The 22,702-nt window shown below is 65.2% G+C and carries 25 protein-coding genes; 16 read left to right on the plus strand and 9 right to left on the minus strand.

Features of this window, described 5'->3' with window-relative positions; translation table 11 throughout:
- Positions 1-29 precede the first annotated feature (29 nt).
- Positions 30-569: a cytochrome b gene (locus Mspo_RS13890; RefSeq protein WP_159730702.1), complete on the minus strand. Its 540-nt coding sequence runs from the start codon at positions 567-569 to the stop codon at positions 30-32.
- A gap of 721 nt (positions 570-1,290) precedes the next feature.
- On the opposite strand from Mspo_RS13890, the gene Mspo_RS13895 reads away from it, so the two are divergent.
- On the plus strand, positions 1,291-2,790 hold the full coding sequence (locus tag Mspo_RS13895; protein ID WP_159730703.1) for a phosphomannomutase/phosphoglucomutase: 1,500 nt from the start codon (positions 1,291-1,293) through the stop codon (positions 2,788-2,790).
- A gap of 101 nt (positions 2,791-2,891) precedes the next feature.
- On the opposite strand, the gene Mspo_RS13900 is transcribed toward Mspo_RS13895, so the two are convergent.
- From Mspo_RS13900 to Mspo_RS13910, 3 genes are all read right to left on the minus strand, one after another.
- The gene (locus Mspo_RS13900) at positions 2,892-3,641 is read right to left on the minus strand and encodes a TadE/TadG family type IV pilus assembly protein (protein ID WP_159730704.1); all 750 of its coding nucleotides are present in this window, start codon (positions 3,639-3,641) and stop codon (positions 2,892-2,894) included.
- Positions 3,638-4,264 (minus strand): TadE/TadG family type IV pilus assembly protein, encoded by a 627-nt coding sequence (locus tag Mspo_RS13905; protein WP_159730705.1) that lies wholly within the window; start codon positions 4,262-4,264, stop codon positions 3,638-3,640. Before Mspo_RS13905 ends, Mspo_RS13900 begins: the two co-directional genes overlap by 4 nt.
- Positions 4,265-4,432: 168 nt before the next feature.
- Entirely contained in the window at positions 4,433-4,903 is a 471-nt protein-coding gene (locus Mspo_RS13910) for a pilus assembly protein N-terminal domain-containing protein (protein WP_159730706.1), read from the minus strand.
- 233 nt (positions 4,904-5,136) lie between these two features.
- On the opposite strand from Mspo_RS13910, the gene Mspo_RS13915 reads away from it, so the two are divergent.
- The 10 genes from Mspo_RS13915 to Mspo_RS13960 all read left to right on the plus strand — a co-directional run bounded on the left by Mspo_RS13915 (position 5,137) and on the right by Mspo_RS13960 (position 14,245).
- A complete protein-coding gene (locus tag Mspo_RS13915; RefSeq protein WP_024879776.1) occupies positions 5,137-5,301 on the plus strand; it encodes a Flp family type IVb pilin in 165 nt (54 codons plus the stop codon).
- 137 nt (positions 5,302-5,438) lie between these two features.
- A complete protein-coding gene (locus tag Mspo_RS13920; RefSeq protein ID WP_159730708.1) occupies positions 5,439-5,603 on the plus strand; it encodes a Flp family type IVb pilin in 165 nt (54 codons plus the stop codon).
- 122 nt (positions 5,604-5,725) lie between these two features.
- Positions 5,726-6,232 (plus strand): prepilin peptidase, encoded by a 507-nt coding sequence (locus tag Mspo_RS13925; protein ID WP_159730709.1) that lies wholly within the window; start codon positions 5,726-5,728, stop codon positions 6,230-6,232.
- Positions 6,233-6,363: 131 nt separating this feature from the next.
- On the plus strand, positions 6,364-7,149 hold the full coding sequence (cpaB, locus tag Mspo_RS13930) for a Flp pilus assembly protein CpaB (RefSeq protein ID WP_159730711.1): 786 nt from the start codon (positions 6,364-6,366) through the stop codon (positions 7,147-7,149).
- Between the two features lie 61 nt (positions 7,150-7,210).
- A complete protein-coding gene (locus Mspo_RS13935) occupies positions 7,211-8,677 on the plus strand; it encodes a type II and III secretion system protein family protein (RefSeq protein ID WP_244613447.1) in 1,467 nt (488 codons plus the stop codon).
- A gap of 22 nt (positions 8,678-8,699) precedes the next feature.
- A complete protein-coding gene (locus Mspo_RS13940) occupies positions 8,700-9,425 on the plus strand; it encodes a CpaD family pilus assembly protein (RefSeq protein ID WP_159730715.1) in 726 nt (241 codons plus the stop codon).
- Positions 9,425-10,678: a CtpF protein gene (locus tag Mspo_RS13945; RefSeq protein ID WP_159730717.1), complete on the plus strand. Its 1,254-nt coding sequence runs from the start codon at positions 9,425-9,427 to the stop codon at positions 10,676-10,678. The genes Mspo_RS13940 and Mspo_RS13945 overlap by 1 nt, the downstream gene beginning before the upstream one ends.
- Before the next feature lie 138 nt (positions 10,679-10,816).
- A complete protein-coding gene (locus Mspo_RS13950; RefSeq protein WP_159730719.1) occupies positions 10,817-12,259 on the plus strand; it encodes a CpaF family protein in 1,443 nt (480 codons plus the stop codon).
- Positions 12,260-12,273: 14 nt separating this feature from the next.
- Positions 12,274-13,245, plus strand: a complete 972-nt coding sequence (locus Mspo_RS13955; RefSeq protein ID WP_159730721.1) for a type II secretion system F family protein — start codon at positions 12,274-12,276, stop codon at positions 13,243-13,245.
- A gap of 28 nt (positions 13,246-13,273) precedes the next feature.
- Positions 13,274-14,245, plus strand: a complete 972-nt coding sequence (locus Mspo_RS13960) for a type II secretion system F family protein (RefSeq protein WP_159730723.1) — start codon at positions 13,274-13,276, stop codon at positions 14,243-14,245.
- Here the strand turns inward: Mspo_RS13960 and Mspo_RS13965 are convergent.
- Both Mspo_RS13965 and Mspo_RS13970 read right to left on the minus strand, forming a co-directional pair.
- On the minus strand, positions 14,217-15,080 hold the full coding sequence (locus Mspo_RS13965) for a tetratricopeptide repeat protein (protein WP_159730725.1): 864 nt from the start codon (positions 15,078-15,080) through the stop codon (positions 14,217-14,219). The genes Mspo_RS13960 and Mspo_RS13965 overlap by 29 nt on opposite strands.
- Positions 15,081-15,147: 67 nt before the next feature.
- Entirely contained in the window at positions 15,148-16,215 is a 1,068-nt protein-coding gene (locus tag Mspo_RS13970; RefSeq protein WP_159730727.1) for an FUSC family protein, read from the minus strand.
- A gap of 86 nt (positions 16,216-16,301) precedes the next feature.
- On the opposite strand from Mspo_RS13970, the gene Mspo_RS13975 reads away from it, so the two are divergent.
- From Mspo_RS13975 to Mspo_RS13995, 5 genes are read left to right on the plus strand one after another with little or no spacing between them, the layout of a single operon-like run.
- Positions 16,302-17,696: a M17 family metallopeptidase gene (locus Mspo_RS13975; RefSeq protein WP_159730729.1), complete on the plus strand. Its 1,395-nt coding sequence runs from the start codon at positions 16,302-16,304 to the stop codon at positions 17,694-17,696.
- The gene (locus Mspo_RS13980; protein WP_159730731.1) at positions 17,693-18,541 is read left to right on the plus strand and encodes a C40 family peptidase; all 849 of its coding nucleotides are present in this window, start codon (positions 17,693-17,695) and stop codon (positions 18,539-18,541) included. Before Mspo_RS13975 ends, Mspo_RS13980 begins: the two co-directional genes overlap by 4 nt.
- Positions 18,542-18,593: 52 nt before the next feature.
- Complete coding sequence (locus Mspo_RS13985) at positions 18,594-18,845, plus strand: AbrB/MazE/SpoVT family DNA-binding domain-containing protein (RefSeq protein ID WP_159730732.1); 252 nt, start codon at positions 18,594-18,596, stop codon at positions 18,843-18,845.
- The gene (locus tag Mspo_RS13990) at positions 18,842-19,240 is read left to right on the plus strand and encodes a type II toxin-antitoxin system VapC family toxin (protein ID WP_159730733.1); all 399 of its coding nucleotides are present in this window, start codon (positions 18,842-18,844) and stop codon (positions 19,238-19,240) included. The genes Mspo_RS13985 and Mspo_RS13990 overlap by 4 nt, the downstream gene beginning before the upstream one ends.
- Positions 19,241-19,259: 19 nt before the next feature.
- Positions 19,260-19,718, plus strand: coding sequence for a MaoC family dehydratase (locus Mspo_RS13995; RefSeq protein ID WP_159730735.1), 459 nt, complete (start codon positions 19,260-19,262; stop codon positions 19,716-19,718).
- Between the two features lie 25 nt (positions 19,719-19,743).
- Here Mspo_RS13995 and Mspo_RS14000 read toward each other — a convergent pair whose 3' ends face one another.
- The 3 genes from Mspo_RS14000 to Mspo_RS14010 all read right to left on the minus strand — a co-directional run bounded on the left by Mspo_RS14000 (position 19,744) and on the right by Mspo_RS14010 (position 22,698).
- Entirely contained in the window at positions 19,744-20,526 is a 783-nt protein-coding gene (locus Mspo_RS14000; protein ID WP_159730737.1) for a phosphorylase, read from the minus strand.
- A gap of 88 nt (positions 20,527-20,614) precedes the next feature.
- The gene (locus Mspo_RS14005; protein ID WP_159730739.1) at positions 20,615-22,246 is read right to left on the minus strand and encodes an ABC transporter ATP-binding protein; all 1,632 of its coding nucleotides are present in this window, start codon (positions 22,244-22,246) and stop codon (positions 20,615-20,617) included.
- Positions 22,243-22,698: a type II toxin-antitoxin system VapC family toxin gene (locus Mspo_RS14010; RefSeq protein ID WP_159730741.1), complete on the minus strand. Its 456-nt coding sequence runs from the start codon at positions 22,696-22,698 to the stop codon at positions 22,243-22,245. The genes Mspo_RS14005 and Mspo_RS14010 overlap by 4 nt, the downstream gene beginning before the upstream one ends.
- Positions 22,699-22,702: the final 4 nt, after the last annotated feature.

The raw sequence follows: 22,702 nt of genomic DNA on the forward strand, positions 1-22,702 counted from the left end.
GCCCAAGAGAAGGGCGAGCGGCGCTTTCGTTATTTTCGCCATGCCTGCGGAAACATGCGCCAGGCCGCCTCGTCGCCGGCGATGCGGTGGCGGATGAAGCCCGCTATATGCAGCGCGATCAGCGCGAGCAGCGTCAAGCCCAGGGTTTCGTGAACCTCGAAAAGCTCCTTGGACAGCGGCTCGTCCTTGGCGAGGGGCGCCGGGAGATGGCCGAGCCAGAGGAAGCTCGGGCCGAGGCCAAAGGCCGACAAAGCGAGCCAGCCGACGATCGGCGTCGCGAGAAGCAGCACATAGAGCGCGTTATGCGTCGCTTTCGAGACGAGGCGCTCGGCCGGCGTCAGACCTTCGCTGGCGGCGGGGCGGCGGCGCAGCCGCTCGCCGAGGCGCAAAAACATCAGCGCCAGCACGAGAACGCCGGCGGATTCGTGCAGCACGAAGAGATTGTCCTGCAGCGGCCCCTCGTGGAGGTCGGCCATCACTATGCCCATTGGCAGAGAAAGCAGCACCAGAGCGGCGATGGTCCAATGCAGCGATTTGGCGAGAGGCGAATAGGGCTGTCGCTCGGCCATGGCGAATCCTCCGATCGATCGCTGCCCCGAAGATCGCCCATTCCTTCCCGAGGCGCAATCGATCGCCTTGTTTATATGTACAGTCTATATACGTTATTGACTAATGCGCCGGCGCGGCTTAATGCTGGAGTCCAAGGCAGTCGCAAGGGCGCGCATTCGCCTTTGAGGCGTTCGGCGCCGAGTCCGTGGGATATCCGATTTTCGTCGAGATCCGATCCTCGTCGAAATCCATGTGTCGCGGCGTCCGGTGTGCGAGAAGCAGAAGTGATTTTGAACGAGCTCGAGAGCGCCGCGAAATTCGACGGGCCTGGAAGTCGGCTCGACAGGATTCGAGAAGATCGCCGATCTTTTGGAAAAGACATTGTGATTTTTGCGTCATCGCGAGCTCGCCGGACGCGTCCCCCCATACGCGTTCCGGCGTTCCGGCGCGGCGAACCATGACGGTTCGCCGCGCTTTGTCTTTCTCCCGCTTCCGCAAATCGCGAGGGGCGGCGGCGCGCCGCGGCGGTCCGCGCGCCCATCGGGCGAGAAAGCCGCCGGGGAGAACAAGCGGCTCCGATGTTTTTTCAACGTTGACGTAAAACTGTCATATTGGCGCTTTCCTCATGACGCTCGTCAGGGCCTCGCCCGATCACTGACCGCGCGCGCCGTCCAGCGTTTGGCGCGGCGGCGTTTTTCGCTTATGTCCTTGCCCACCGAGGTTCGCCCGTCAGGAGATGCGATGTTTCCGATCCCCGTTTCCGATCTCGCTCCGAACACCTACGCCTATGAGACGACGCCGCTCGTGAAGCCGACCGGCTTTCGCGAATATGACGCGCGCTGGCTGTTCGAAAAGGAGCTCAACCTCATGGGGGTGCAGGCTCTGGGCCTCGGACTGGGCGCGCTGCTCCATGAGATGGGCGTGGCGCCGGAGCTCGTGACCGGACACGACTATCGCGCCTATTCCGCCTCCATCAAGCTCGCGCTCGTATCCGGCCTGATGGCGGCGGGCGTGCGCGTGCACGACATCGGCCTCGCGCTCTCGCCCATGGCCTATTTCGCGCAATTCGCTCTCGATGCGCCCGCCGTCGCCATGGTCACGGCCTCGCACAATGACAATGGCTGGACCGGCGTGAAGATGGGCGCGCAGCGGCCCGTCACTTTCGGGCCGGCGGAGATGACGCGGCTCAAGGAGATCGTGCTCTCCGGCGCCTTCCGTTTCGCCGAGGGCGGCTCCTATCGCTATGTCGAGAATTTCGCGGCGCGCTATCTCGACGATCTCGCCTCCGGCGTGAAGCTGTCCCGCAAGCTCAAAGTCGTCGCGGCCTGCGGAAACGGCACCGCCGGAGCCTTCGCGCCGAAGCTGCTGGAGCGGATCGGCTGCGAGGTCGTGCCGCTCGACACGGAGCTCGACTATAATTTCCCGCATTACAATCCGAACCCGGAAGATCTGCATATGCTCCACGCGATGGCCGACAAGGTGCGCGAGAGCGGGGCGGATGTCGGGCTCGGCTTCGACGGCGACGGCGACCGCTGCGGCGTCGTCGACAATAAGGGCGAGGAGATTTTCGCCGACAAGATCGGCGTGATGCTGGCGCGGGACCTCTCGAAGCTCCATCCGGGCGCGACCTTTGTCGTCGACGTGAAGTCGACGGGATTGTTCGCGACCGATCCCGAGCTTCTCTCGCGCGACGTGAAGGCCGATTATTGGAAGACCGGCCATTCCTACATCAAGCGCCGCGTGACCGAGCTCAAGGCGCTCGCGGGCTTCGAGAAGTCGGGGCATTTCTTCTTCAACGCGCCGGCCGGCCGCGGCTATGACGACGGCTTGGCGACGGCGGTGCATGTGCTGCAGATGCTCGACCGCAATCCGGACAAGTCCATGTCCGATCTCTATGCGGCGCTGCCAAAGACCTGGGGCTCGCCCACAATGTCCCCGCATTGCGCCGACGAGACGAAATATGGCGTCGTCGACAAGGTCACCGCCCGTTTCCAGAAGATGGCCGCCGACGGCGCCTCCTTCACTGGGCAGAAGATCCGCGATCTCGTGACGGTGAACGGCGTGCGCGTGACGGTCGCGGACGGCACTTGGGGGCTGGTGCGCGCCTCCTCCAACAAGCCGGAGCTCGTCGTCGTCGTCGAGAGCCCGGTCTCGGAGGCGCGGATGCGCGAGATGTTCCACGCCGTGGACGCGGTGCTGCGCGAAAATCCCGAGGTCGGCGCCTATAATCAGACGATCTGAACGCTCTCGAGTCTTTCCATGTTTCATCGAAACACGGAAAGACTCTCGGTTTTAACGCGTTTCCGACGCCGAACCGGCGTCCACTTCGGCGGGAAACGCTCTCAAGGCGAAGCCGAGCAGTTGGTTCCGCTCGTCATGTAATATTGAATATGGTTAGGGATGTAAGTGTTGCGCACCGGCGAATAGCTGGTGCGCGACATGGTCGGCGCCGCCGTCTTCAGCCAGGTGACGACGCGGCTGAAAGAGGGCTGATAGGCGTAGACCACATCGGCGACGATGATCGATCCTATGGTCGGCGTCACGCTCGTCGTCGTGTCGCCGCTGGAGCTGGCCGTCGTCACCGCCTTGGCGCTCGTAAAGCTCGTCGGCATGGAATTGGGGTCGACCGGCGGGACGTCGGCGGCGTTGAGCTTGGCGACGCCGTTGATCGTGCAGGGCCGCAGCGCGCCGGAGTTCTTGGCGATGGTCCAATTCACGCTCGCCTTGTAGCCGCTCGCCTGCGTCGAGTCGGCGGAGATCGTGACCTCCGAGATCGTCATTTTGAGATTCGTCGTCGGCAGGGGCGACATCAGCGGCGCCGCGGCGGAGAAGATCGCCTGGATCGTCGTCTCGTCCATGCCCGCCTGGCCGGAATTGGAGCCGCCCTTCAATTGCTGCGCGGCGAGATCGGAGAGGCTGTGCGCGACGAGCTCGACCTTCTGGCTCGCGCGCTGTCCGAGCGCCAGCTCCGCCAGGCCAAGATAGAGAACGAGAACGAGCGGCAGCATCAGCGCGAATTCGACCGCCGCGAAAGCTTCTTTCGCGGCGAGCATCGCGCGCGCGCCGCCGCGCCGGGCGAGGGGAGCGCTCATGTCGGCTCGACGCGAAAGGCCGCGACGCCCAAGAGCAGATGCGTCCAGGCATTGCCGTAAGTGACTTGTCCGCTCGTCGTCTTGCCGAGCGTCAACCCTTTCAATATTCCCCCGGTGAGGACGGCCGTCACGGCCGGCAAGGGATAGACGATGCGCACCACCGCGACATGTCCGGCGGCGGGCACGGTGATCGTCGCGCTCGACGAAGGGGGATTGAGATAGAAGCTGTTCGACGTCGACGCGCTCGACCAGCTCGTCCCGTCGCCGACGTCGGCTATGTCGACGAGAAGCTTCGAGCAATCGAAGGATTTGCCGAGCGTGCCAGGGGCGACAGCGCCCGTCGCCTGCCAAGTGCAGACATATTTGTCGACGAAATTCTGATAAGTCATGCTGCCGAGGCTGCGCGTCAGCGCGGCGCGGCTCGCATGCAGCGTGGCGACCTGCAGCTGCTGGCTCTTGAAATAGACGATGCCGGTCTCGAAAATCGCTCCGATCAATCCGAGCGTCGGCACGAGCACCATCGCGAATTCGACGGCGAGCGTCGCACTGCGATCACGCCCGAAGCGAAGCAGGCTCGCTGCCGGGCGGCATGTCATTCGTGAGGAACTCTCTGATCCGATCATGTCTCGAACCCGCGGCAGGAGCGCTTTCGCCCTGAGAAATCCCCCGCACGATTTGCCAGAGCGTTTCCAGCCGAAGTGGATGCCGGTTCGGCGTCGGAAACGCATCAAAGCCTAGAGTCTTTCCGTGTTTCAATGAAACACGGAAAGACTCTAGAGTTCCGCGCCCGGTCAGCGCCTCGTCGGCGCCGACGAACCCTCATGCTGTTTGACCGCCTCGAGAACGCGCGCCATATAGTCCTTGTCGTCGGCGAGATCGACGGCCGGAGCGCAGTCAGGAGCGCAGGAATAAGACTCTCGCCGCGCGCCGCGCAGCACAACCAGCTTGTCCATGGGCTGGGTGACGGTGATGATCTCTTCGCCGACCTCGTTTCCGGTGGGGTCGAGCAGAATGAGATTGGTGGATCCGAAGCTCTTTCCCGTGACGACCATCAGGCGATTGGTCTTCAGCATCGTCACATCGGCGATGAGTGGATTGCCGACGATCAGCGTCTGCGCTCCGTCCGGCATGCGCACGACGCGCGCGTGGTCGATGTCGACGAACACGCTGCGCTTCTCGCTATCGCGCGCCGCCGCGACATCGGCCATGGCGATCGCGCCGATGAATACCGTCGAACAGGCAAGAAAACGCGTCGAACGCATCACGCACCTCTGCACAATCCTCGACTTTACGAGGCTTCGGCGCCGAGAAAACCACGCAATAGTGAATCAATGCTGAAAGTTCGGCAAATTGTCGTCCAACTGAGCGGTTTATGCCGGTCGGTGTCGCGATTAACGCGTTTGCAAGAAGTTCTACGTAGGGTGCGACCCGGTCCCGCGAACGAGCTCTGCGAGCCAACCGCCGGGGCGCAGTCAGTAGAGCGAGGAGCACGAGTATGAAGAGCTTGATTTCGCGGTTCGTAAAGGACGAGTCCGGCGCGACCGCCATCGAATATGGCCTGATCGGCGCGCTGATCTCGGTCATCATCATCACCGCCGTGAAGCTCGTCGGCAGCAACCTGTCCCAGACCTTCAACAAGATCGCTCAGAATCTCAGCTGAGCGCGGGACAGGCGCGTCTCGCCGCTGGCGTGTCGAGACGTGCGCCCTTGCTCGATCTCCGTCGAAGGCCGGCTCGTGATAGAGGGTCGGCCGGCTCGGTTTGTCCGCGCTCACGACGTCAAAATCAGGAGAGCATGATGAAAATGTCGTTCTCGAAGTTTCTCGACAATGAATCCGGCGCGACCGCCATCGAATATGGCCTGATCGGCGCGCTGATCTCGGTCATCATCATCACCGCCGTGAAGCTCGTCGGCAGCAATCTGTCTCAGACCTTCGACAAGATCGCCCAGAATCTGAGCTGAGCCGTCGCGAACCGCGCGCGCGTCGGCTCCTCGCCGCGCCGCGCGTCGATCGATCGAGAAATACGAATCGGAGAGCGCCTCGCCGCGAGCGCGATGGGCGCGGCGACAGGGACGAGCAGCGCATGATCACGGCCGCCGCCGCGTTGATCCTCTTTCCGGCGCTGATGGCGTTTTCGGCTTTCGCCGATCTCCTCACCATGACGATTCCGAATCGCGTGTCGCTGGCGCTCATCGGCCTGTTCGCCGTTTTTGCAGCGAGCGTCGGCATGCCGCTCGAGAGCGTCATGTGGCATATCGCCTGCGGGGCCGCCGTCCTCGTGGCGACCTTTCTGATGTTCAATCGCGGTTGGATGGGCGGCGGGGACGCCAAGCTCGCTTCCGCCACGGCGCTTTGGCTCGGCTTCGACCAGCTCGCCGATTATGCGCTCGTCGCCTCGCTCGTCGGCGGCGTGCTGACGCTCGTCATTCTCGCGCTGCGCCATTACGAGCCGCGCTTTGTTTCTCGATCGCCCCGCTTCGCTCATCTGTGCGACGGGACCGAGGGCGTGCCCTACGGAATTGCGTTGGCGATCGCCGGGATCGTCGCCTACCCGAATTCGCAGATCTGGGCTCTGCTCACGGCGGCCTGATCCGCGACGAGCGGGCGCTCCGAGGACGCGAGAAAGAGCCGATCTCTTACCGGCGATTAACTATAATTTGACGTTTTTCAACTTTCATTCGGATCGCTCCGCTCCAGCTGGAGCGATCGGATTGGAAGCAAATGAACAAGGCGCAGATCGTGGTTCTCGGCGTCGCCGTCGTGGCGGGGGGCGGCGCCTTCGTGATGATGAACGGATCGCCGCCCGAGGCGCCCGCGATCGTTCAGATGATTCCCACTCAGCCGCAGACGGACCAGGTCCTCGTCGCGGCGCGCGATCTCTCCTATGGCGCGGCGCTCGCAGAGCCGGACACGAATTGGATCGACTGGCCGATCGGAGCCGTGCCGCAGGGCGTGCTGCGCAAGAGCGAGGCCCCGAACGCCAAGGAGGATATTCGCGGCTCCTATGTTCGAATTCCGATCTCGAACGGCGAGCCGGTGCGGCGCGAGCGCCTGGTGAAGGGGCCGATCGCGGGGTTGATGTCGACTTTGCTCCCCGCCGGCCACCGCGCCGTGGCCATCGATATTTCGCCCAACACGACGGCGGGCGGCTTCATTCTCCCCAACGATCATGTGGATGTGATGCGCACCTTCAACGATGCGGATCGCGGCCGAGAAGGCGCGGCCGATATCGCGTCCGAGGTCATTTTGACCAATGTGCGCGTGCTGGCGATCGGTCCGATCGTCGAGACGAAGAACGGCGAATCCGTCGTCACCGGCGCGACGGCGACGCTCGATCTCGAGCCACGCCAGGCCGAGCTCGTCATTCTCGCGCAGCGCACCGGGCAATTGGCGCTCATGCTGCGCTCCATGGCCGACGCGCATGAAAACGATCGGCATTCGGCCGCCGCGGACGATTCTCTGACGGTCGTTCGATTCGGCGTTCCATCAACCATGCGCGCGCGCTGAGGCGATGCGGCTCACCGAAGGACGGCGCCCTATGGCGAAAAGCGAACGAGAAGCGACGGACGTGAGCGGTTCCGCGCGTCGTCTGTCCCGAGCGGCGGCTCTCGCGGTTCTCGCGCTCGCGGGCGTGGCGCTTGGGGCGGGTCCCGCCGTCGGTCAGGAGAAATGGGGCCAGGACAAGTGGGGAATTGAGTCGAGCTCGGACTCTCTGCTGTCGCGTCGCATCGCGATGGGCGTCGGCAAGTCGATCATCGTCGATCTGCCGGCCGAGGCGGCGGAGATCGTCATCGGCAATCCGAAGGTCGCCAACGCCGTCGCGCGTTCGGCGCGCAAGCTCTACATCATGGGCGCGGAAACCGGCCAGACGACGATTTTCGCGCTGGATCGCTCCGGGCGGCAGATCGCCAATCTCGAAATCAGCATCGGGCGCGACGTCGGCGAGCTCGGCCCGCTGCTGCGCGTAGCGCTTCCGAAATCGAACATCACCGCGCGAACGGTCAATGACACGATCATCCTGACCGGCACGGTCGAATCCGCCGCCGAGGCGCAGCGCGCGGTCGACATCGCCAAAGGCTTCGCCGCGCGATCGGCCTCCGCCCAGGGCAATGGCGCGGGCGGCGACGGCCTCGTCGTCAATGCGCTCACCATCAACACGCAGGATCAGGTGATGCTGAAGGTCACCGTCGCCGAAGTGCAGCGACGCGTGGTCAAGCAGCTCGGCGTCTCCGCCAAGAGCGGGGGCGAGACGATATTGACGGGCGGCTGGGGCAAGCTCGTGCAGGAGAACCCCTTCGCCGTCAATTCGGCGCTGACCGCGAGCGCCTTGAGCCTCAGTGGGCCGAACAGCACGACCGCGACGCTGCGGGCTTACGAGCGCTATGGCGTCTCGCGCATTCTCGCGGAGCCGACCGTCACGGCGGTTTCTGGCGAGGCGGCCAAATTCACGGTCGGCGGCGAAGTCGCCGTGCCCGGAAACGGCAATTGCATCAGCGGCTCGATTCTCTGCACCGTCGGCATCGTGTTCAAGCAATATGGCGTGTCGCTGAACTTCACGCCCGTGGTGCTCGCGGAAGGCCGCATCCTGCTGCATCTCGCCACCGAGGTGACGGAGGTCGACTATCAAGGCGCGCAGACCTACAATGGCGTGACCGTTCCAGGCTTCAAGACACGCAAGAACGAGACGAGCGTCGAGCTTCCGTCCGGCGGATCCATCGCGACGGCCGGGCTCTTGCAGCAGAAGTCGGACCAGGCGATCAATGGGCTGCCGGGCCTCATCAATCTTCCGGTGCTCGGCGCATTGTTTCGCTCGCGCGACTATCTGCGCAACGAGACCGAGCTGCTCATCGTCGTCACGCCCTACATCGCGCGATCGGTTCAGGCGCGCGACGTGGCGCGGCCGGACGATGGTTTCGCCGATGCGAGCGATCCGCAAGGCTGGCTGCTCGGGCGCGTCAACCGGCTCTACGCCAATCCGCATAATCCGCAAGCGGCTCCGCGCCTGAAGGGCCGCGTCGGATTCATTCAGGACTGAGCGAGTGCGAGGAGCGGTCAACATGTCCATTCGACTGACAAGCGCAAAATTTCACGTCCTGGGCGCGAGGCTCGCTTGTCTCGCCGTGATTGCGCCGCTCGCCGGCTGCGGCGTGAACAGGACCCTGCCGCCGCGCGCGGTCGCGTCGGACTATCGCGACCGTCATCCGGTCGTGCTCGCCGACGCCACGAACTCGATCGACGTGTTTCCCTCGCAGCATCTCGACTATGCGACGACCGGCCGCATTCGCGATTTCGTGACGCGCTATCGCCGTTTTGGCCATGGCCAGATCACGCTGCTCGCGCCGGTCGGCGCGAAAGACCAGCACGCCGTGCGCGGCGGCGTCGATGCGGTGAAGCATCTTCTCGAGGAGAGCGGCGTCGCCGCCTCCGTCTTCGTCGGAACCTATCCGGTGAGTGATCCCAATCTGGCTGCGCCGGTGCGGCTGTCGTTTCAGGGCGTGCGCGCGAAAGTGGCGGGGCGCTGCGGCGAATGGCCGGCGGATCTCGCTTCCGCGAGCTCGCTCGAGGGCTGGGACAATACGACCTATTGGAATTTCGGCTGCGCGAGCCAGACCACATTCGCAGCGCAGATCGACGATCCTCGCGATCTCGTCGCGCCGCGCGGCGAGTCGCCGGCCGACATCGAGTCGCGCATGCGCGCGATCGGCAATGTGCGCAAAGGTGCCGATCCCGCGACGCAATGGAATGTGAAGGGATCGAATATCAGCGCGGTTGGAGGCGGTTGATGAAAGAGCAGACGGCGACGGCGGAGAGCGAGTCGGCGACGCAGATCGCTCCCTTGCCGCGAATTTCCGTGCAAGCGTTCTGCGAGACGCCGGACGCCGTGGCGGTGGTCAACGCGGCCGCCGTGGATCGCCGCATGGACAAAGCGCATGTCAAAGTCCATATGGGCGGCATCGCCGCGGCGATCGAGGCGTTTCGCTCGGCGCCGACTCCGAATTTGATCGTGCTCGAGGCGATCGGCGATCGGCAGACGCTCGTCTCGCAGCTCGAGACATTGGCCGAATCCTGCGACGCCGGCACGAAGGTCGTCGTGCTCGGCCATGTCAACGACATTGCGCTCTATCGCGCGCTCATGGCGCGCGGGGTCAGCGACTATATCGTATCGCCCGTCGACGTGCTCGGCTTCATCTCGCGCATCTCGGACCTCTACAACAAAAGCTCCGAATCGCTCGGACGCATCATCGCCGTCGCCGGCGCCAAGGGCGGCGTCGGCGCCTCCTGCATCGCGCATAATCTCGCCTGGTCGATCGCTCGCGCGCTGCAGCTGCAGACGGTCGTCGCCGATCTCGATCTTCCTTTCGGCACCGCCGGTCTCGACTTCAATCAGGATCCGCCACAGGGGGTCGCGGAAGCCGTGTTCGCGCCCGATCGCGTCGACGCCAATCTGATCGACCGGCTGTTGTCGAAATGCAGCGAGCAGCTGAGCCTGCTCGCCGCGCCCGCGACCGTGGATCGTCTCTATGATCTGCCGGAGAACGCTTTCGACGCGATCGTCGACACGCTGCGCGCGACCGCGCCCTGCACAGTGCTCGACGTGCCGCATCAATGGTCGGCCTGGACGCGGCGCGTGCTGATCGGCGCCGACGAGATGGCGATCGTCGCCGCGCCCGATCTCGCCAATCTGCGCAACGCCAAGACTTTGATCGATTCGCTGCGCGGCGCCCGCCAGAACGACGCGCCGCCGAAGCTCGTCTTGAATTTCATCGGCGTTCCGAAGCGGCCGGAAATTTCCGTCGCGGATTTCGCCAAGGCGATCGAGATGGAGCCGTCGGCGATCATTCCCTTCGACCCGAAGCTGTTCGGCGCGGCCTCCAACAATGGGCAGATGCTCGCCGAGGTGGAGCCGGGCGCGAAGGTCATCGAGCAGTTCGACGCGCTTGCTCGCGAGCTGACGGGACGCGCCGTGAGCCGCAAGGTCAAGAGCGGACTTTTGGCGCCGCTGCTCGGCCGGTTGTCTCGAAAGCTCGCCGGTTGACCAGCGGCGGCGGCTAGCGTCTTTTCCGTGTTTCATTGAAACACGGAAAAGACGCTAGGCTTTTGTTTTGACGCGCTTCCAGCGCCGAACCGGCGTCCACTTCGGCTGGAAGCGCTCTAGACGTTACGGGGAGATCGCATGTTCGGAAAGCGGACGAACGTCGGAGCGCAGGCCGCGGTCGCGCGGCCGGCGCAGCAGACGGCGCCGGCGAGTAAGCCAGCGGCGGCCGTCCCCGCGCCGGAGCACTCGACCGCCATTGCGACGGCGGCTCCATTCGTCGAGCATAAGCGCTCGGAACAATATTATGCGACGAAGAGCATGATCTTCGGCGCGTTGATCGAGGCGATCGATCTGGCGCAGCTCTCCAAGCTCGAGCCGGAGGGCGCCCGCGACGAGATCAGGGACATCGTCAACGAGATCGTCGCGATCAAGAATGTCGTGATGTCGATCGCCGAGCAGGAGGAGCTGCTCGAGGACATCTGTAACGATGTGCTCGGCTACGGTCCGCTCGAGCCGCTGCTCATGCGCGACGACATCGCCGACATCATGGTCAATGGCGCGGCCAAGACCTATATAGAGGTGAGCGGCAAGATTCAGCTCACCAACATTCGCTTTCGCGACAATGCGCAGCTGATGAACATCTGCCAGCGCATCGTCAGCCAGGTCGGCCGCCGCGTCGACGAATCCTCGCCGATCTGCGACGCGCGCCTTCTCGACGGTTCCCGCGTCAATGTCATCGGACCGCCTCTGGCGATCGACGGTCCTGCGCTCACCATTCGTAAATTCCGCAAGGACAAGCTCACTCTCGATCAGCTCGTCCGCTACAATTCGATCTCGCCGGAAGGCGGCGAGGTGCTGAAGGTCATCGGTCGCGTGCGCTGCAATGTTCTGATCTCCGGCGGCACCGGCTCCGGCAAGACGACGCTGCTCAATTGCCTCACCAATTACATCGACGCGGACGAGCGGGTGATCACTTGCGAGGACGCGGCGGAATTGCAGTTGCAGCAGCCGCATGTGGTTCGGTTGGAGACGCGCCCGCCCAATCTCGAGGGGCAAGGCGCGGTGACGATGCGCGACCTCGTCAAGAACTGTCTGCGTATGCGTCCCGAGCGCATCATCGTCGGCGAGGTGCGCGGACCGGAGGCCTTCGATCTGCTGCAGGCGATGAACACGGGCCATGACGGCTCGATGGGAACGCTGCACGCCAACTCCCCGCGCGAGGCGCTCAGCCGTCTCGAATCCATGATCACCATGGGCGGCTTCTCGCTGCCGGCGAAGACGATCCGCGACATGATCGTGACTTCGATCGACATCATCGTGCAGGCGGCGCGCCTGCGCGACGGCTCGCGTCGCATCACCCATATCACCGAGGTGCTGGGCCAGGAGGCGGATGTCGTCACGCTGCAGGATCTCTTCGTCTATGAGATCGTCGGCGAGGACGCCAATGGCCGCATCATCGGCCGTCATCGCTCGACGGGAGTCGGCCGGCCGCGCTTTTGGGAGCGCGCGTGCTATTACGGCGAGGAGAACCGGCTGGCCGCCGCGCTCGATGCGGCGACTCTCATCGACGACAGGAACTAGGCGCGGGCCAAGACATGGATCGTCACTCTCTCCTTTCAGCAGCGCTCGTCATGCTCGCCGTCGGCGGAGTGATGTACGCATTCGTCTATCCCTATCTCTCCGGCGAGATCCATGCGCAGAAGCGGACCGCCGCGCTGATGGCCTCCTCGGGAGGGCGTCGCGACGCGCGGAGCGGCGATCCGGCCAAGCGGCGCAAGATGATTCAGGAGAGCTTGAAAGGCGTCGAGACGAAGAAGAAGGCGAAGGTGACGCTGGAGCAGCGCATCGCACAGGCCGGGCTCGCGACGACGCGCCCGGTGTTTCTTCTCGCCTCGGCAGGGTTCGGCTTGCTCGTCGCCTTTCTCGTCTTCGTGTTCGATCCGGACATTCTCGTCGCGCTCGGCGCCGGCCTTGTCGCCGGAATCGGCGCGCCGCATTGGCTGCTGGGCTTTTTGGCGAAGCGGCGCATCGCGAAATTCATCGCCGAGTTCCCGGGCGCCGTCGACATCATCATTCGCGGCGTGAAGGCCGGCCTGCCGCTCGCCGACTGCTTTCGCATGATCGCGAGCGAGGCGCCGGAGCCGGTGCGCAGCGAATTCCGCCAGATCGTCGAATCGCAGGCGATCGGTCTTTCGATCGCCGAGGCGACGGAGCGCTTCGCCGAACGCGTTCCAGTGGCGGAGGCGTCGTTCTTCTCGATCGTCATCAGCCTTCAGCAGAAAGCGGGCGGCAATCTGTCCGAGGCGCTCGGCAATCTCGCGAGCGTGCTGCGCGAGCGCAAGAAAATGAAGGCCAAGGTGAAGTCCATGTCGGCCGAGGCCAAGGCGTCGGCCGGCATCATCGGCAGCCTGCCGTTTCTCGTCGGCCTGATCGTCTGGTTCACGAATCCCGCCTATATCGGCGTGCTTTTCAATACGACTGTCGGCAATTTCATCATAGGCGCCAGTCTGCTCTGGATGACGATCGGCGTCTTCATCATGAAAAAGATGATCGATTTCGACATTTGAGCGGCAAGGCGAGCGAGAGGTCGGGAGTATGGTGAGTTTCGTCGAATTCGCGACCAACGGCCGGCTCATGTTCAGCCTTCTCGTCGCCATGTCGGTCGTCGCCACCGTGTGGTCGCTCGGCGCGACTTTCCTCCAGGGCGACACATTGGCCAAGCGCATGAAGAGCGTCGCCAATGAACGCGAGCGCATAAGGGCGCGCGAGCGCGCCGCCGCCAAAGCGGATAATGGCGGTCTTCGACAGCAGCCGAAGCAATATATGAAGAATGTCGTCGACCGCTTCTCTCTGTCGACCTGGCTCAACACCGACGACGCGAAGCTGCGTCTCGCTTGCGCCGGCTATCGTGGGCCGCAGGCGGAGGTCGCGTTTCTGTTCTTCCGATTGGTCGCGCCCATCGCCTTCGCCTTGTTCGCGGTGTTCTATCTCGTCGTGCTCGACGATTCCGACTGGCCGATGCTCACCAAGGCGGGCATTGTGATCTTCGCGACCTATCTCGGCGTGAAAGCGCCGGAGCTGTTCATCAGCAATACGATCGCCAAGCGTCAGCAGAGCATGCGCATCGCCTTTCCGGATGCGCTCGATCTCATGCTGATCTGCGTCGAGTCGGGCATGTCGGTCGACCATGCGTTCCGCAAGGTGGGGCAGGAGATCGGCGTGCGCTCGGCGGCGCTCGCCGAGGAGTTCGCGCTCGCCACGGCCGAGCTCTCCTATCTGCCCGATCGCCGTCAGGCCTATCAGAATCTGACGGCGCGCACCGGGCTCGAGAGCGTGAAGCAGATTTCGACCGTGCTCATTCAGGCGGAGAAATACGGCACGCCGCTCGGCCGCGCGCTGCGGGTGACGGCGCAAGAGAGCCGCGACATGCGCATGGCGGAGGCCGAGCGCAAGGCGGCCGCTCTGCCGCCCAAGCTCACCGTGCCGATGATCATCTTCTTTCTGCCGGTGCTGATGGTCGTCGTCATGGCGCCGGCGATCATTCAGGTGATGGCGCAGAGCTGGTGAGCGCGCCGAGCTGTCGGCGCGGCGCCGGCCTCTCGGCGGGTTTCGGCTTGTTGTGCGCGCCGAAGCTCTGAATCTCGCGCCAGCTGTTCGACTGCGCGATCATCTGGCGAATCGAGGCGACATTCTCGGCCGCCTCGATCGGCGACAGATCGTAGCGCGACCAGCGCTCGGCCTCTTCGAACTTGCCCTCGAGCGCGAGCACGAGCGCGAGATTCTGTCGCACGCGCATATCGGCCGCCGGCTGCGATGCGGCGGTCGTCAATGTGCTCTCGGCCTGCGGCAGCTGCTTGGAGAGCGCGTAGGAGAGCCCGAGATTGGAGAGGACCTTCGGATCATTCGGCTCGATCTTCAACGCGGCTTGATAATATTCGCGCGCCTCCTGGTGATTGCCGAGCTGATCGGCGATCGAGCCTTGCGCCGACAATACCGTCCAGTCCGGGCGCTCGGGCGTATGGGCGCGGGAGAGCACGTCGGCGGCCTCACGAAGACGCCCGGCGTCGGCGAGCGCCTTGCCATAGGCGGAGAGAACGGAGAGGTCGTCCGGATAGCGGATGGCGAGGCCCTGCAGCACGGCGACGGCCTGGGCGTTGCGGTCGAGCGCATGCAGCGCCTTCGCATAGGTCAGAGCGACGGATTTGTTCTTGGGGTCGGCGTCGTAGCGACGGCCCCAATCCTCGGCGAAGCGGCGTAGCCGGGCGTCGTCCGTCGGCAGCTCGGCGCGTCGCGGCGCCCCGATCGAGCCGGTGACGTCCGCGAGCTGTTGCGAGCATCCGCCGAGCGCGAGCAGGGCGCAGATCGCGAGGGCGCTCGGCGCGGCAATAGGCGGCAAGAACATCGGGCGACCCCTCTCTTACGATTGTACTGTTTGGGTCGAGCAATAAATCGTTAACCTTGCCGCTTCCTTAACGGGCGCGCTCGGCGATCCTGCGGTCGAGCTCGCCGAGATCGCCGCGCCATTGCTCGAGCGCGAAGCCCAGCGCGAAGACATGCTCGACCCGTTCGACGGCCAAGCTGCGCAGCGCGCCCTCGGCGCGCAGCGCGGCGATCTCGCGCGCATAAGCCTCGAAGGCGGCGTCGAGGCTCTCGCTCGTCCGGGGCGCGCGCGCGGCGGTCAGCGACGCGCCGCACGCCCGCAGATGCGCGGCGGCGGCCGCGGCGATCGCGGCGAGCGGCGCCTCGAGGCGCGGCCGCAGCGTCTCGGGCAGCGGAATGACGGCGGCGCGGCCGATCATCACGAGATCGTGCCGCATCCGCAGCAGCGCGCGCAGCAGAGGGGCGAGGTCGCGTTCGGCGTCGAGGAAGGCGATCCGCTCATGACGCGCCTCCTGCTCCATCTTGTCGAGGCGGGCGAAGGCGCCGCCGACGCCGCGCTGCAAATCCCTGATCGCCTCCGGATCCTGCGGCTCCGCAAAAGCGGAAAAGAGCAGCGGAAGCGCGCTGGCCATGACCTCGAGCATGTCGGCGGCCGCCTCCAGCGCCAGAAGGCGGGCGCGCGCCGGAAAGACGAAATGAGAAACGATCAGCGACACGGCGCCGCCGAGCGCCACCTCGAGCACGCGGTCATAGGCCGAATGAAAGGCGGTGGCGTGGGTGATCGTCGGCGCCAGCACCACGATCACGCCGGTCGCCGGCGCGACGGAGAAGCGCGGGCTGAGCGCCGAGAGCAGAGCGAGCGGCGCTATGGCGAGGCCGAGCAGGCCGAGCAGCGCCAGCTCATGCGCGCCGGGAACGAAATTGGAGACGAGCCCGGCGTAGATCGCGCCGCCGAGCGTGCCGAAAGAATAGTCGATCGTCGCCTTGACCGAACGGCCGACGCTCATCTGCGTGAGAATGACCGCGGTCAGCACCGCCCAGAGAATCATCGGCGTGCCGAGAAGATGGCCGATGGCGAGCGTGGCCACTGCGGCGATCGTGATCCGCGCGCCGAGCGCGAGCTGGGCGCGGTGGCGGGAGAGGGGACCGATTTCCATGGAGCGTGTCCTATAACGTCTTCGTGTCCTTCGTGTCTTGGTGTTAAAAAACCGCGAAGACACGAAGTTTGCGCAAGAGGATGACGATGAGCCGATTGGAGAATTGGACGGCGGAGGCGACGCCGATCGATTTCGTCGACAAGGAGAGCTGGCCCGTCCACGCCGAGACGCTGCCGCCGGCGATCGCCGCTTTCGCGCGCGCCTGCGGCTTCGATGGCAAGGCCGGCGTCCATCTTCTCGCGCCGGGGCCCGACGGCGCGCCGGCGCTCGTCCTGTTCGGCGTCGAGGCGGCGGGCGCGCGTCATCGCGATCTTTTCCTGCCCGGAAAGCTCGCGACCCTCCTGCCGCCCGGCCTCTATCGGCTGCGCGAGGGCGTGTCGGACTCCTATTCGGCGGCGCTCGCCTTTCTGCTCGGAAGCTATTCCTTCTCGCGCTATGTCGCGCCGAAACAGGAGCGGCCGCGCCTCTGCGCGCCGCAGGACGCCGATCGGGCGCGCATAGAGCGGGTCGCCGGAGCTCTCGCCTTCGGCCGCGATCTCGTCAACACGCCCGCCAATGATCTGGGGCCCGAGGCGCTGGCCGAGGCGGCGTTGGCGCTCGCCGCGCGGCATGGCGCGAAGGCGCGGGCGATTGTCGGCGACGCGCTGCTTTCCGAGAATTTCCCGCTCGTGCACGCCGTCGGCCGGGCGGCGGCGCAGGCGCCGAGGCTCGTCGACATCTCCTTCGGCCCGGAAGAGGCGATGAAAGTGACGCTCGTCGGCAAGGGCGTCTGCTTCGACAGCGGCGGGCTCGACATCAAGCCGAGCAGCGCCATGCTGCTGATGAAGAAGGATATGGGCGGCGCCGCCACGGCGCTGGCGCTCGCCGATATTCTGATGGGCTCTTCCGCGCCCCTGCGCTTGCGCGTCATTCTGGCGATCGTCGAGAACGCGATTTCGGCCGACGCCATGCGGCCGGGCGATATCTATCCGAGCCGCAAGGGCCTCTCCGTCGAGATCGGCAATACGGATGCGGAAGGGCGCCTCGTTCTCGCCGACGCTCTGGCGCTCGCCGGAGAAGACGAGCCGGATCTGCTGCTCGACTTCGCCACGCTGACAGGCGCGGCGCGCGTCGCGCTCGGCCCGGAGCTGCCGGCCTTCTATACGGGAGACGACGCTCTGGCGTTGGAGATCGAGACTTATGGCCGCAAGCTCGGCGATCCGGTCTGGCGCCTGCCGCTGTGGCAACCCTATGATGCGCAGCTCGACGGCAAGGCGTCCGATATCGTGAATGTGTCGGCGAGCGGCCATGCGGGCTCGATCACCGCGGCGCTGTTCCTGCGCCGCTTCGTGGCCCAGCCCGAGAAATGGGCGCATTTCGATCTCTTCGCCTGGAATCCTTCGCCCAAGCCCGGCCGGCCCGAGGGCGGCGAGATTCAGACCGCGCGGCTGCTCGCCGAGCTGATCGAGGAGCGCGCCGCCCGCTGGAGCGTGAAGGCATGAGCGAGAGCTTCGACAAGCGGCTGACGCCGGCGCGCCCCGATCTCGCCGCGCGTCATCTCGAGGGCAAGGTCGAGGCGAAGCGCTTCGTCGAAGGCCGGCGGATGCAGGTGAAGGAGGGCGTCGTCGATCTGAAGCGCGAGCCGCGGCCCGACGCGCGGCTCGACACGCAGGCGCTCTATGGCGAAACAGTCGTCGTCTATGACGAAGAGGAGGGCTGGTCCTGGGTCCAGCTCGAGCGCGATCTCTATGTCGGCTGGATCGCCGCCAATGTGCTGTGGAGCAAGATCGAGGCGCCGACGCATCGCGTCTGCGTCCCCCGCACCTTCGTTTTTCCGCGGCCGGAGATCAAGGACCCGCCATTGCTCGCTCTGCCGCTCGGCGCGGAAGTCGAGGTCGTCGGCGAGCGAGACAAATTTCTCGTCGAGGCCGGCGGCGGCTTCCTCTATCGGCTGCATCTGACCCCGCGCGCGGCGCGTGTCGCGGATTTCGTCGCGGCGGCCGAGAGCCTGATCGGCGCGCCCTATCTGTGGGGCGGCAAGAGCTGGCTCGGCGTCGATTGCTCCGGTCTCGTGCAGACCTCGCTGGCCATGGCTGGAATAGAAGCGCCGCGCGACACGGATTTGCAGGAGAAATCGCTCGGCCGCGCGCTCGAAGAGGGGGAGCCGTTGCAGCGCGGCGATCTCGTCTTCTGGAAGGGCCATGTCGGCATAATGCAGGACGCAGAGCGCCTGCTGCACGCCAACGCCTTTCATTTGCAGGTCGCGAGCGAGCCTTTCGCCCCGGCGCGCGCGCGCATTCTGGCGTCGGGCTCGGCGGTGACGAGCCTCCGGCGGCTCGAGAATTGACTGTAAGGCAATTTTGCCTTACTTTCGGGTCGTCAGGCTCGGAGGGAGTTGCATGGGCGCGCTCACTGTCACCGCTAAAGGACAGGTCACGCTGCGCAAAGATGTATTGAAGCATCTCGGCGTTCGGCCCGGCGAGCAGATCGAGGTCGAGACGCTGCCCGACGGGCGTGTCGAGCTTCGCGCCGCACGAATGGGCGGCAAGATTTCGGACGTCTTCGATCTGCTGAAGCGCGAGAGCGGTCCGTCGCTGTCGATCGAGGAGATGAATGAAATCGCCGCGCGCGGCTGGGCCGGAAAGCGATGAGGATCACGGCGGACACGAATGTGCTCGTCCGCGCGCTCACCGGCGACGACGCGCGGCAGAGCGCTCGTGCGCGGGAAGAGCTGGAAGGCGCGCAGATGGTGGCCTTGACCTTGCCGGCTCTGTGCGAATTGGTCTGGGTGCTTTCGCAGGGCTACAAAATTCCCGCCGCCGAGATCGCGGAGGCGATCCGGCGGCTGATGAATACGGCGACTGTGGCGGCTAACCGGCCGGCCGCCGAAGCCGGGCTCGCCATGCTCGAGGTCGGCGGCGATTTCGCGGATGGCGTCATCGCCTATGAGGGACGTCGGCTGGGGACCGAGTTCTTCTCGTCCTTCGACAAGAAGGCGACGAAACTCATGAGGCAGCGAGGCGAGCAGGTTCGCTTCCTGTCGTAGACCATCGCGAGAGCCGACCATGTCCGACCCGCTCCATCTCGAGGATCTTTTCGTCGATCAGCGGTTTCGCGCCGGGCCGCTCGACGTCACGAGCGAGGAGATCAAGGCTTTCGCGACGAAATTCGACCCGCAGCCTTTCCATCTCGACGAGGCGGCGGCGACGAGCAGCCTGTTCGGCGAATTGGTGGCGAGCGGCTGGCACACCGCCTCGCTCACCATGCGCATGTTGACGGAGTGCCTGCCCTTTGCCGGCGGGCTCATCGGCGCCGGCGGCAAGGTCGAGTGGCTGCGGCCCGTGCGGCCCGGCGATCGGCTGAGCGTGGAGGCGACGATCCGACGCATCTCGGCCTCGAAATCGCGCGACGATCGCGGAATGGTGAATATGCGCGTCGTCACCTCCAATCAGAGCGGCGAATCCGTGCAACTGTTGGACGCCAATGTGCTGGCCTTCCGGCGGAACGCGGGGGCTCGACTCTGAGCTGCGACTCTCGATCCTCGCCGACTTACCTTTGCTTCTGAAATGCGCGCAGCAGCCGCCGCAAGGCGATGAGGCCAGAGGCGCGGCTCGGATCATAGGTGGGACTGCCGCCGGAAAATCCGGCCGCATAATCCGTGATCACCGCCACGGCCGCGAAGGGAAGGGCGAAACGCTTGGCGAGAATGGCCTCCGGCGCGATGGACATGCCGAGCGCGTCGGCGCCGAGCATGCGCGCCACTTTGACTTCCGCCGGCGTCTCGTAGCTCGGGCCCGAGAACCACATGAGCACGCCCTCGTTCAGCGCCACGCCGGCGCCGGCGCTCGCCTGTTTCAGGCGCCGGGCCAGCCGCTTGTCATAGGCGCCGTTCATATTCACGAAATTCTGCCCAGCGGCGCCGATGAGCGGATTCAATCCGCCGAAATTGATGTGGTCGGTCACGCCGAAAAGAGAGGAGGGCTGGACATCGGCGTTGGTCGAGACCGCGAGGCCGGTCGAGAGAAGCCCCCGCACGTTCAAATGTGTCAATGTCTCCACCGGCGAAGACATGAGACTCGGGTCGCCGCACTCGTGGAATTCCGAGCGGCCCTTCAGAAACAGCATAGGCGCGCCATCGACGAGGCCGATCACCACCTCGCCGCCTTCGATCGACGGAAAGCCGGGAAGGTCGGAATAGGGAATGGTCACGGCCTGCTCGCCTATGTCGGCGGCGGCGAGAAATTCACGACCGAGGACGACCGCGGTCTCGATCGGCCCCAGAGGGTTGCGCGCGCCGATGACGTCGGCCGCGGCCGTTGCGCGAGTGGTCATGGATCGCCCCGAAACGATTCGAATCGCTGTCGTCCAGTGTGGCCAAGCGGCGGCTTCGCCGCAAGGACGCGCGCCGCTTTCTCAGGGCTCAGCCGGTCTTGTCGCTTTGATGCGGCTCGGCCTCGATGCGGAAGGCGGCGGCGAAGAGCGCGCGCGTATAGTCGCTCTTGGGCGCGGCGAACACTTCCGCGGCCGGGCCTTCCTCCACCACCTTGCCGTGGCGCATCACGATGAGATGGGCGGCGAGCGACTTCACCACTTTGAGATCATGGCTGATGAAGAGATAAGCGAGGCGGTGCTTGGCCTGCAATTCGCGCAAGAGATCGACGATCTGCGCCTGCACCGACATGTCGAGCGCCGATGTCGGCTCGTCGAGCACGATGAATTTCGGCTTCAGCACAATGGCGCGCGCGATGGCGATGCGCTGGCGCTGGCCGCCGGAGAATTCATGCGGATAGCGGTCCATCATGGCGGGGTCGAGCCCGGTCTCGGCGAGCGCCTGGGCGACGATCTCGCGCGTCTCCTCGAAGGAGAGGCCGCGCATCTGCACGCCCAATCCTTCCGCGACGATCTCGGCGACCGACATGCGCGGCGACAGCGAGCCATAGGGGTCCTGGAAGACGATCTGCATGTCGCGGCGCAGCGGGCGCATTTCTCTGACGGTTTTCGCGTCGATGCGCTCGCCGAGATAGAGGATCGGCCCCTCCGAACGAATGAGCCGCAGCAGCGCGAGACCGAGCGTCGTCTTGCCGGAGCCCGATTCGCCGACGACGCCGACCGTCGAGCCGCGGCGCACCGCGAGGGTGACGCCGTCCACCGCCTTGATATGGCCGACGGTGCGGCGCAGGAAGCCGCGCTTGATGGGAAACCAAACGCGAAGATCATTCGCTGCGACGAGCACGGGCTCGCTCTCGTCGTCCGGCGGCGGCGCGCCTTTGGGCTCTGCGGCCAGCAGCGCCTTGGTGTAGGGATGCTCGGGCGTCGAGAAGACCTTCTCGACGTCGCCCTTCTCGACGATGCGGCCGCGCTGCATCACGCAGACGTCGTCGGCGAAGCGCCGCACGAGGCCGAGATCATGGGTGATGAAGAGCATGGCCATGCCATAGGTCTTCTGCACGCGCTCCAGCAGAGCGAGAATTTGCGCCTGCACGGTGACGTCGAGCGCCGTGGTCGGCTCGTCGGCGATAAGCAGATCCGGCCGATTGGCGAGCGCCATGGCGATCATCACGCGCTGGCGCTGGCCGCCGGACAATTGATGCGGATACGCCGAGAGGCGCTCCCGCGGGTTCGGAATGCCGACCTCGCCGAGCAGCTCCACGACGCGGGCGCGGATTTTTTCCGCGCCGCGCGCGCCATGCAGCTCGAGGATCTCGCCGATCTGCTGCTCGATCGTCTGCAACGGATTGAGCGAGGTCATCGGCTCCTGAAAGACCATGGTGATCTTCGCGCCGCGAATGGCGCGAAGCTCGGCGTCCGAGAGCTTCAGAATATCGTCGCCGTAAAAGTCGATCGTTCCCGACGGATGCACGGCGGCGGGCGGCAGCAGGCGCACGATGGAGAGCGCCGTGATCGACTTGCCCGAGCCCGACTCGCCGACGAGCGCCAGCGTGCGCCCGCGCTCGAGCGAGAAGGAGACTTTATCGACCGCGAGCGTCTCCTTGCCGCCTTGCGAAAAGGCGATGGAGAGGTGGCGGACGTCGAGGAGGGGGGAGGTGGTCATGCGAGGGCTTTCGTGAGCGTTCGCACGCCGTCATGGTCGGGAGCTATCCAGTTCATTCCGTCCGGGAGCCGTTTGGCGTCGGCGTCTCCCGAAACGAAGAAAGCGCATTCCGCTCTGGCCGCCGAAGCGACATGGATCGCATCGGCGAGCCTATGCTTCGTGGCTTCACGCAATTCGGCTGTCCGAATGAGAATGTCGCGATCGACGGGCGTGAGCTGGACGATCCCGCTGTGAATGAGGAGATCGAGATATTTGGGCCGCTTCTCGGCGAGAGGAAGCGCGTCGACCCGGCGCGGGGGCGCGAGAGTCTCGGCCAAGGTCAGCTCGCTCGACCAAGCGACGAGAGGACGCCGGGCCAGCGTCACGAACAGCTCCCGCAGGGGATCGGCGACCAATGGCTTGCCCTCGATGAAATAGATGAAGACGTTCGCGTCGAGATAGATGCGTATCACGGAG

It is taken from the genome of Methylosinus sp. Ce-a6, from assembly GCF_009811655.1.
GTDB lineage: Bacteria > Pseudomonadota > Alphaproteobacteria > Rhizobiales > Beijerinckiaceae > Methylosinus.

What these genes read in the sequence shown, in the direction of transcription:
- Mspo_RS13990 (WP_159730733.1), top strand. Translation starts at nt 18,842, where the DNA reads ATGAGGATCACGGCGGACACGAATGTGCTCGTCCGCGCGCTCACCGGC.
- cpaB (WP_159730711.1), top strand. Translation starts at nt 6,364, where the DNA reads ATGAACAAGGCGCAGATCGTGGTTCTCGGCGTCGCCGTCGTGGCGGGG.
- Mspo_RS13905 (WP_159730705.1), bottom strand. Translation starts at nt 4,264, where the DNA reads ATGATCGGATCAGAGAGTTCCTCACGAATGACATGCCGCCCGGCAGCG.
- Mspo_RS13900 (WP_159730704.1), bottom strand. Translation starts at nt 3,641, where the DNA reads ATGAGCGCTCCCCTCGCCCGGCGCGGCGGCGCGCGCGCGATGCTCGCC.
- Mspo_RS13940 (WP_159730715.1), top strand. Translation starts at nt 8,700, where the DNA reads ATGTCCATTCGACTGACAAGCGCAAAATTTCACGTCCTGGGCGCGAGG.
- Mspo_RS13920 (WP_159730708.1), top strand. Translation starts at nt 5,439, where the DNA reads ATGAAAATGTCGTTCTCGAAGTTTCTCGACAATGAATCCGGCGCGACC.
- Mspo_RS13995 (WP_159730735.1), top strand. Translation starts at nt 19,260, where the DNA reads ATGTCCGACCCGCTCCATCTCGAGGATCTTTTCGTCGATCAGCGGTTT.
- Mspo_RS14005 (WP_159730739.1), bottom strand. Translation starts at nt 22,246, where the DNA reads ATGACCACCTCCCCCCTCCTCGACGTCCGCCACCTCTCCATCGCCTTT.
- Mspo_RS13915 (WP_024879776.1), top strand. Translation starts at nt 5,137, where the DNA reads ATGAAGAGCTTGATTTCGCGGTTCGTAAAGGACGAGTCCGGCGCGACC.
- Mspo_RS13975 (WP_159730729.1), top strand. Translation starts at nt 16,302, where the DNA reads ATGAGCCGATTGGAGAATTGGACGGCGGAGGCGACGCCGATCGATTTC.
- Mspo_RS13955 (WP_159730721.1), top strand. Translation starts at nt 12,274, where the DNA reads ATGGATCGTCACTCTCTCCTTTCAGCAGCGCTCGTCATGCTCGCCGTC.
- Mspo_RS13910 (WP_159730706.1), bottom strand. Translation starts at nt 4,903, where the DNA reads ATGCGTTCGACGCGTTTTCTTGCCTGTTCGACGGTATTCATCGGCGCG.
- Mspo_RS13985 (WP_159730732.1), top strand. Translation starts at nt 18,594, where the DNA reads ATGGGCGCGCTCACTGTCACCGCTAAAGGACAGGTCACGCTGCGCAAA.
- Mspo_RS13950 (WP_159730719.1), top strand. Translation starts at nt 10,817, where the DNA reads ATGTTCGGAAAGCGGACGAACGTCGGAGCGCAGGCCGCGGTCGCGCGG.
- Mspo_RS13965 (WP_159730725.1), bottom strand. Translation starts at nt 15,080, where the DNA reads ATGTTCTTGCCGCCTATTGCCGCGCCGAGCGCCCTCGCGATCTGCGCC.
- Mspo_RS13970 (WP_159730727.1), bottom strand. Translation starts at nt 16,215, where the DNA reads ATGGAAATCGGTCCCCTCTCCCGCCACCGCGCCCAGCTCGCGCTCGGC.
- Mspo_RS13945 (WP_159730717.1), top strand. Translation starts at nt 9,425, where the DNA reads ATGAAAGAGCAGACGGCGACGGCGGAGAGCGAGTCGGCGACGCAGATC.
- Mspo_RS13960 (WP_159730723.1), top strand. Translation starts at nt 13,274, where the DNA reads ATGGTGAGTTTCGTCGAATTCGCGACCAACGGCCGGCTCATGTTCAGC.
- Mspo_RS13980 (WP_159730731.1), top strand. Translation starts at nt 17,693, where the DNA reads ATGAGCGAGAGCTTCGACAAGCGGCTGACGCCGGCGCGCCCCGATCTC.
- Mspo_RS14000 (WP_159730737.1), bottom strand. Translation starts at nt 20,526, where the DNA reads ATGACCACTCGCGCAACGGCCGCGGCCGACGTCATCGGCGCGCGCAAC.
- Mspo_RS13895 (WP_159730703.1), top strand. Translation starts at nt 1,291, where the DNA reads ATGTTTCCGATCCCCGTTTCCGATCTCGCTCCGAACACCTACGCCTAT.
- Mspo_RS13925 (WP_159730709.1), top strand. Translation starts at nt 5,726, where the DNA reads ATGATCACGGCCGCCGCCGCGTTGATCCTCTTTCCGGCGCTGATGGCG.
- Mspo_RS13890 (WP_159730702.1), bottom strand. Translation starts at nt 569, where the DNA reads ATGGCCGAGCGACAGCCCTATTCGCCTCTCGCCAAATCGCTGCATTGG.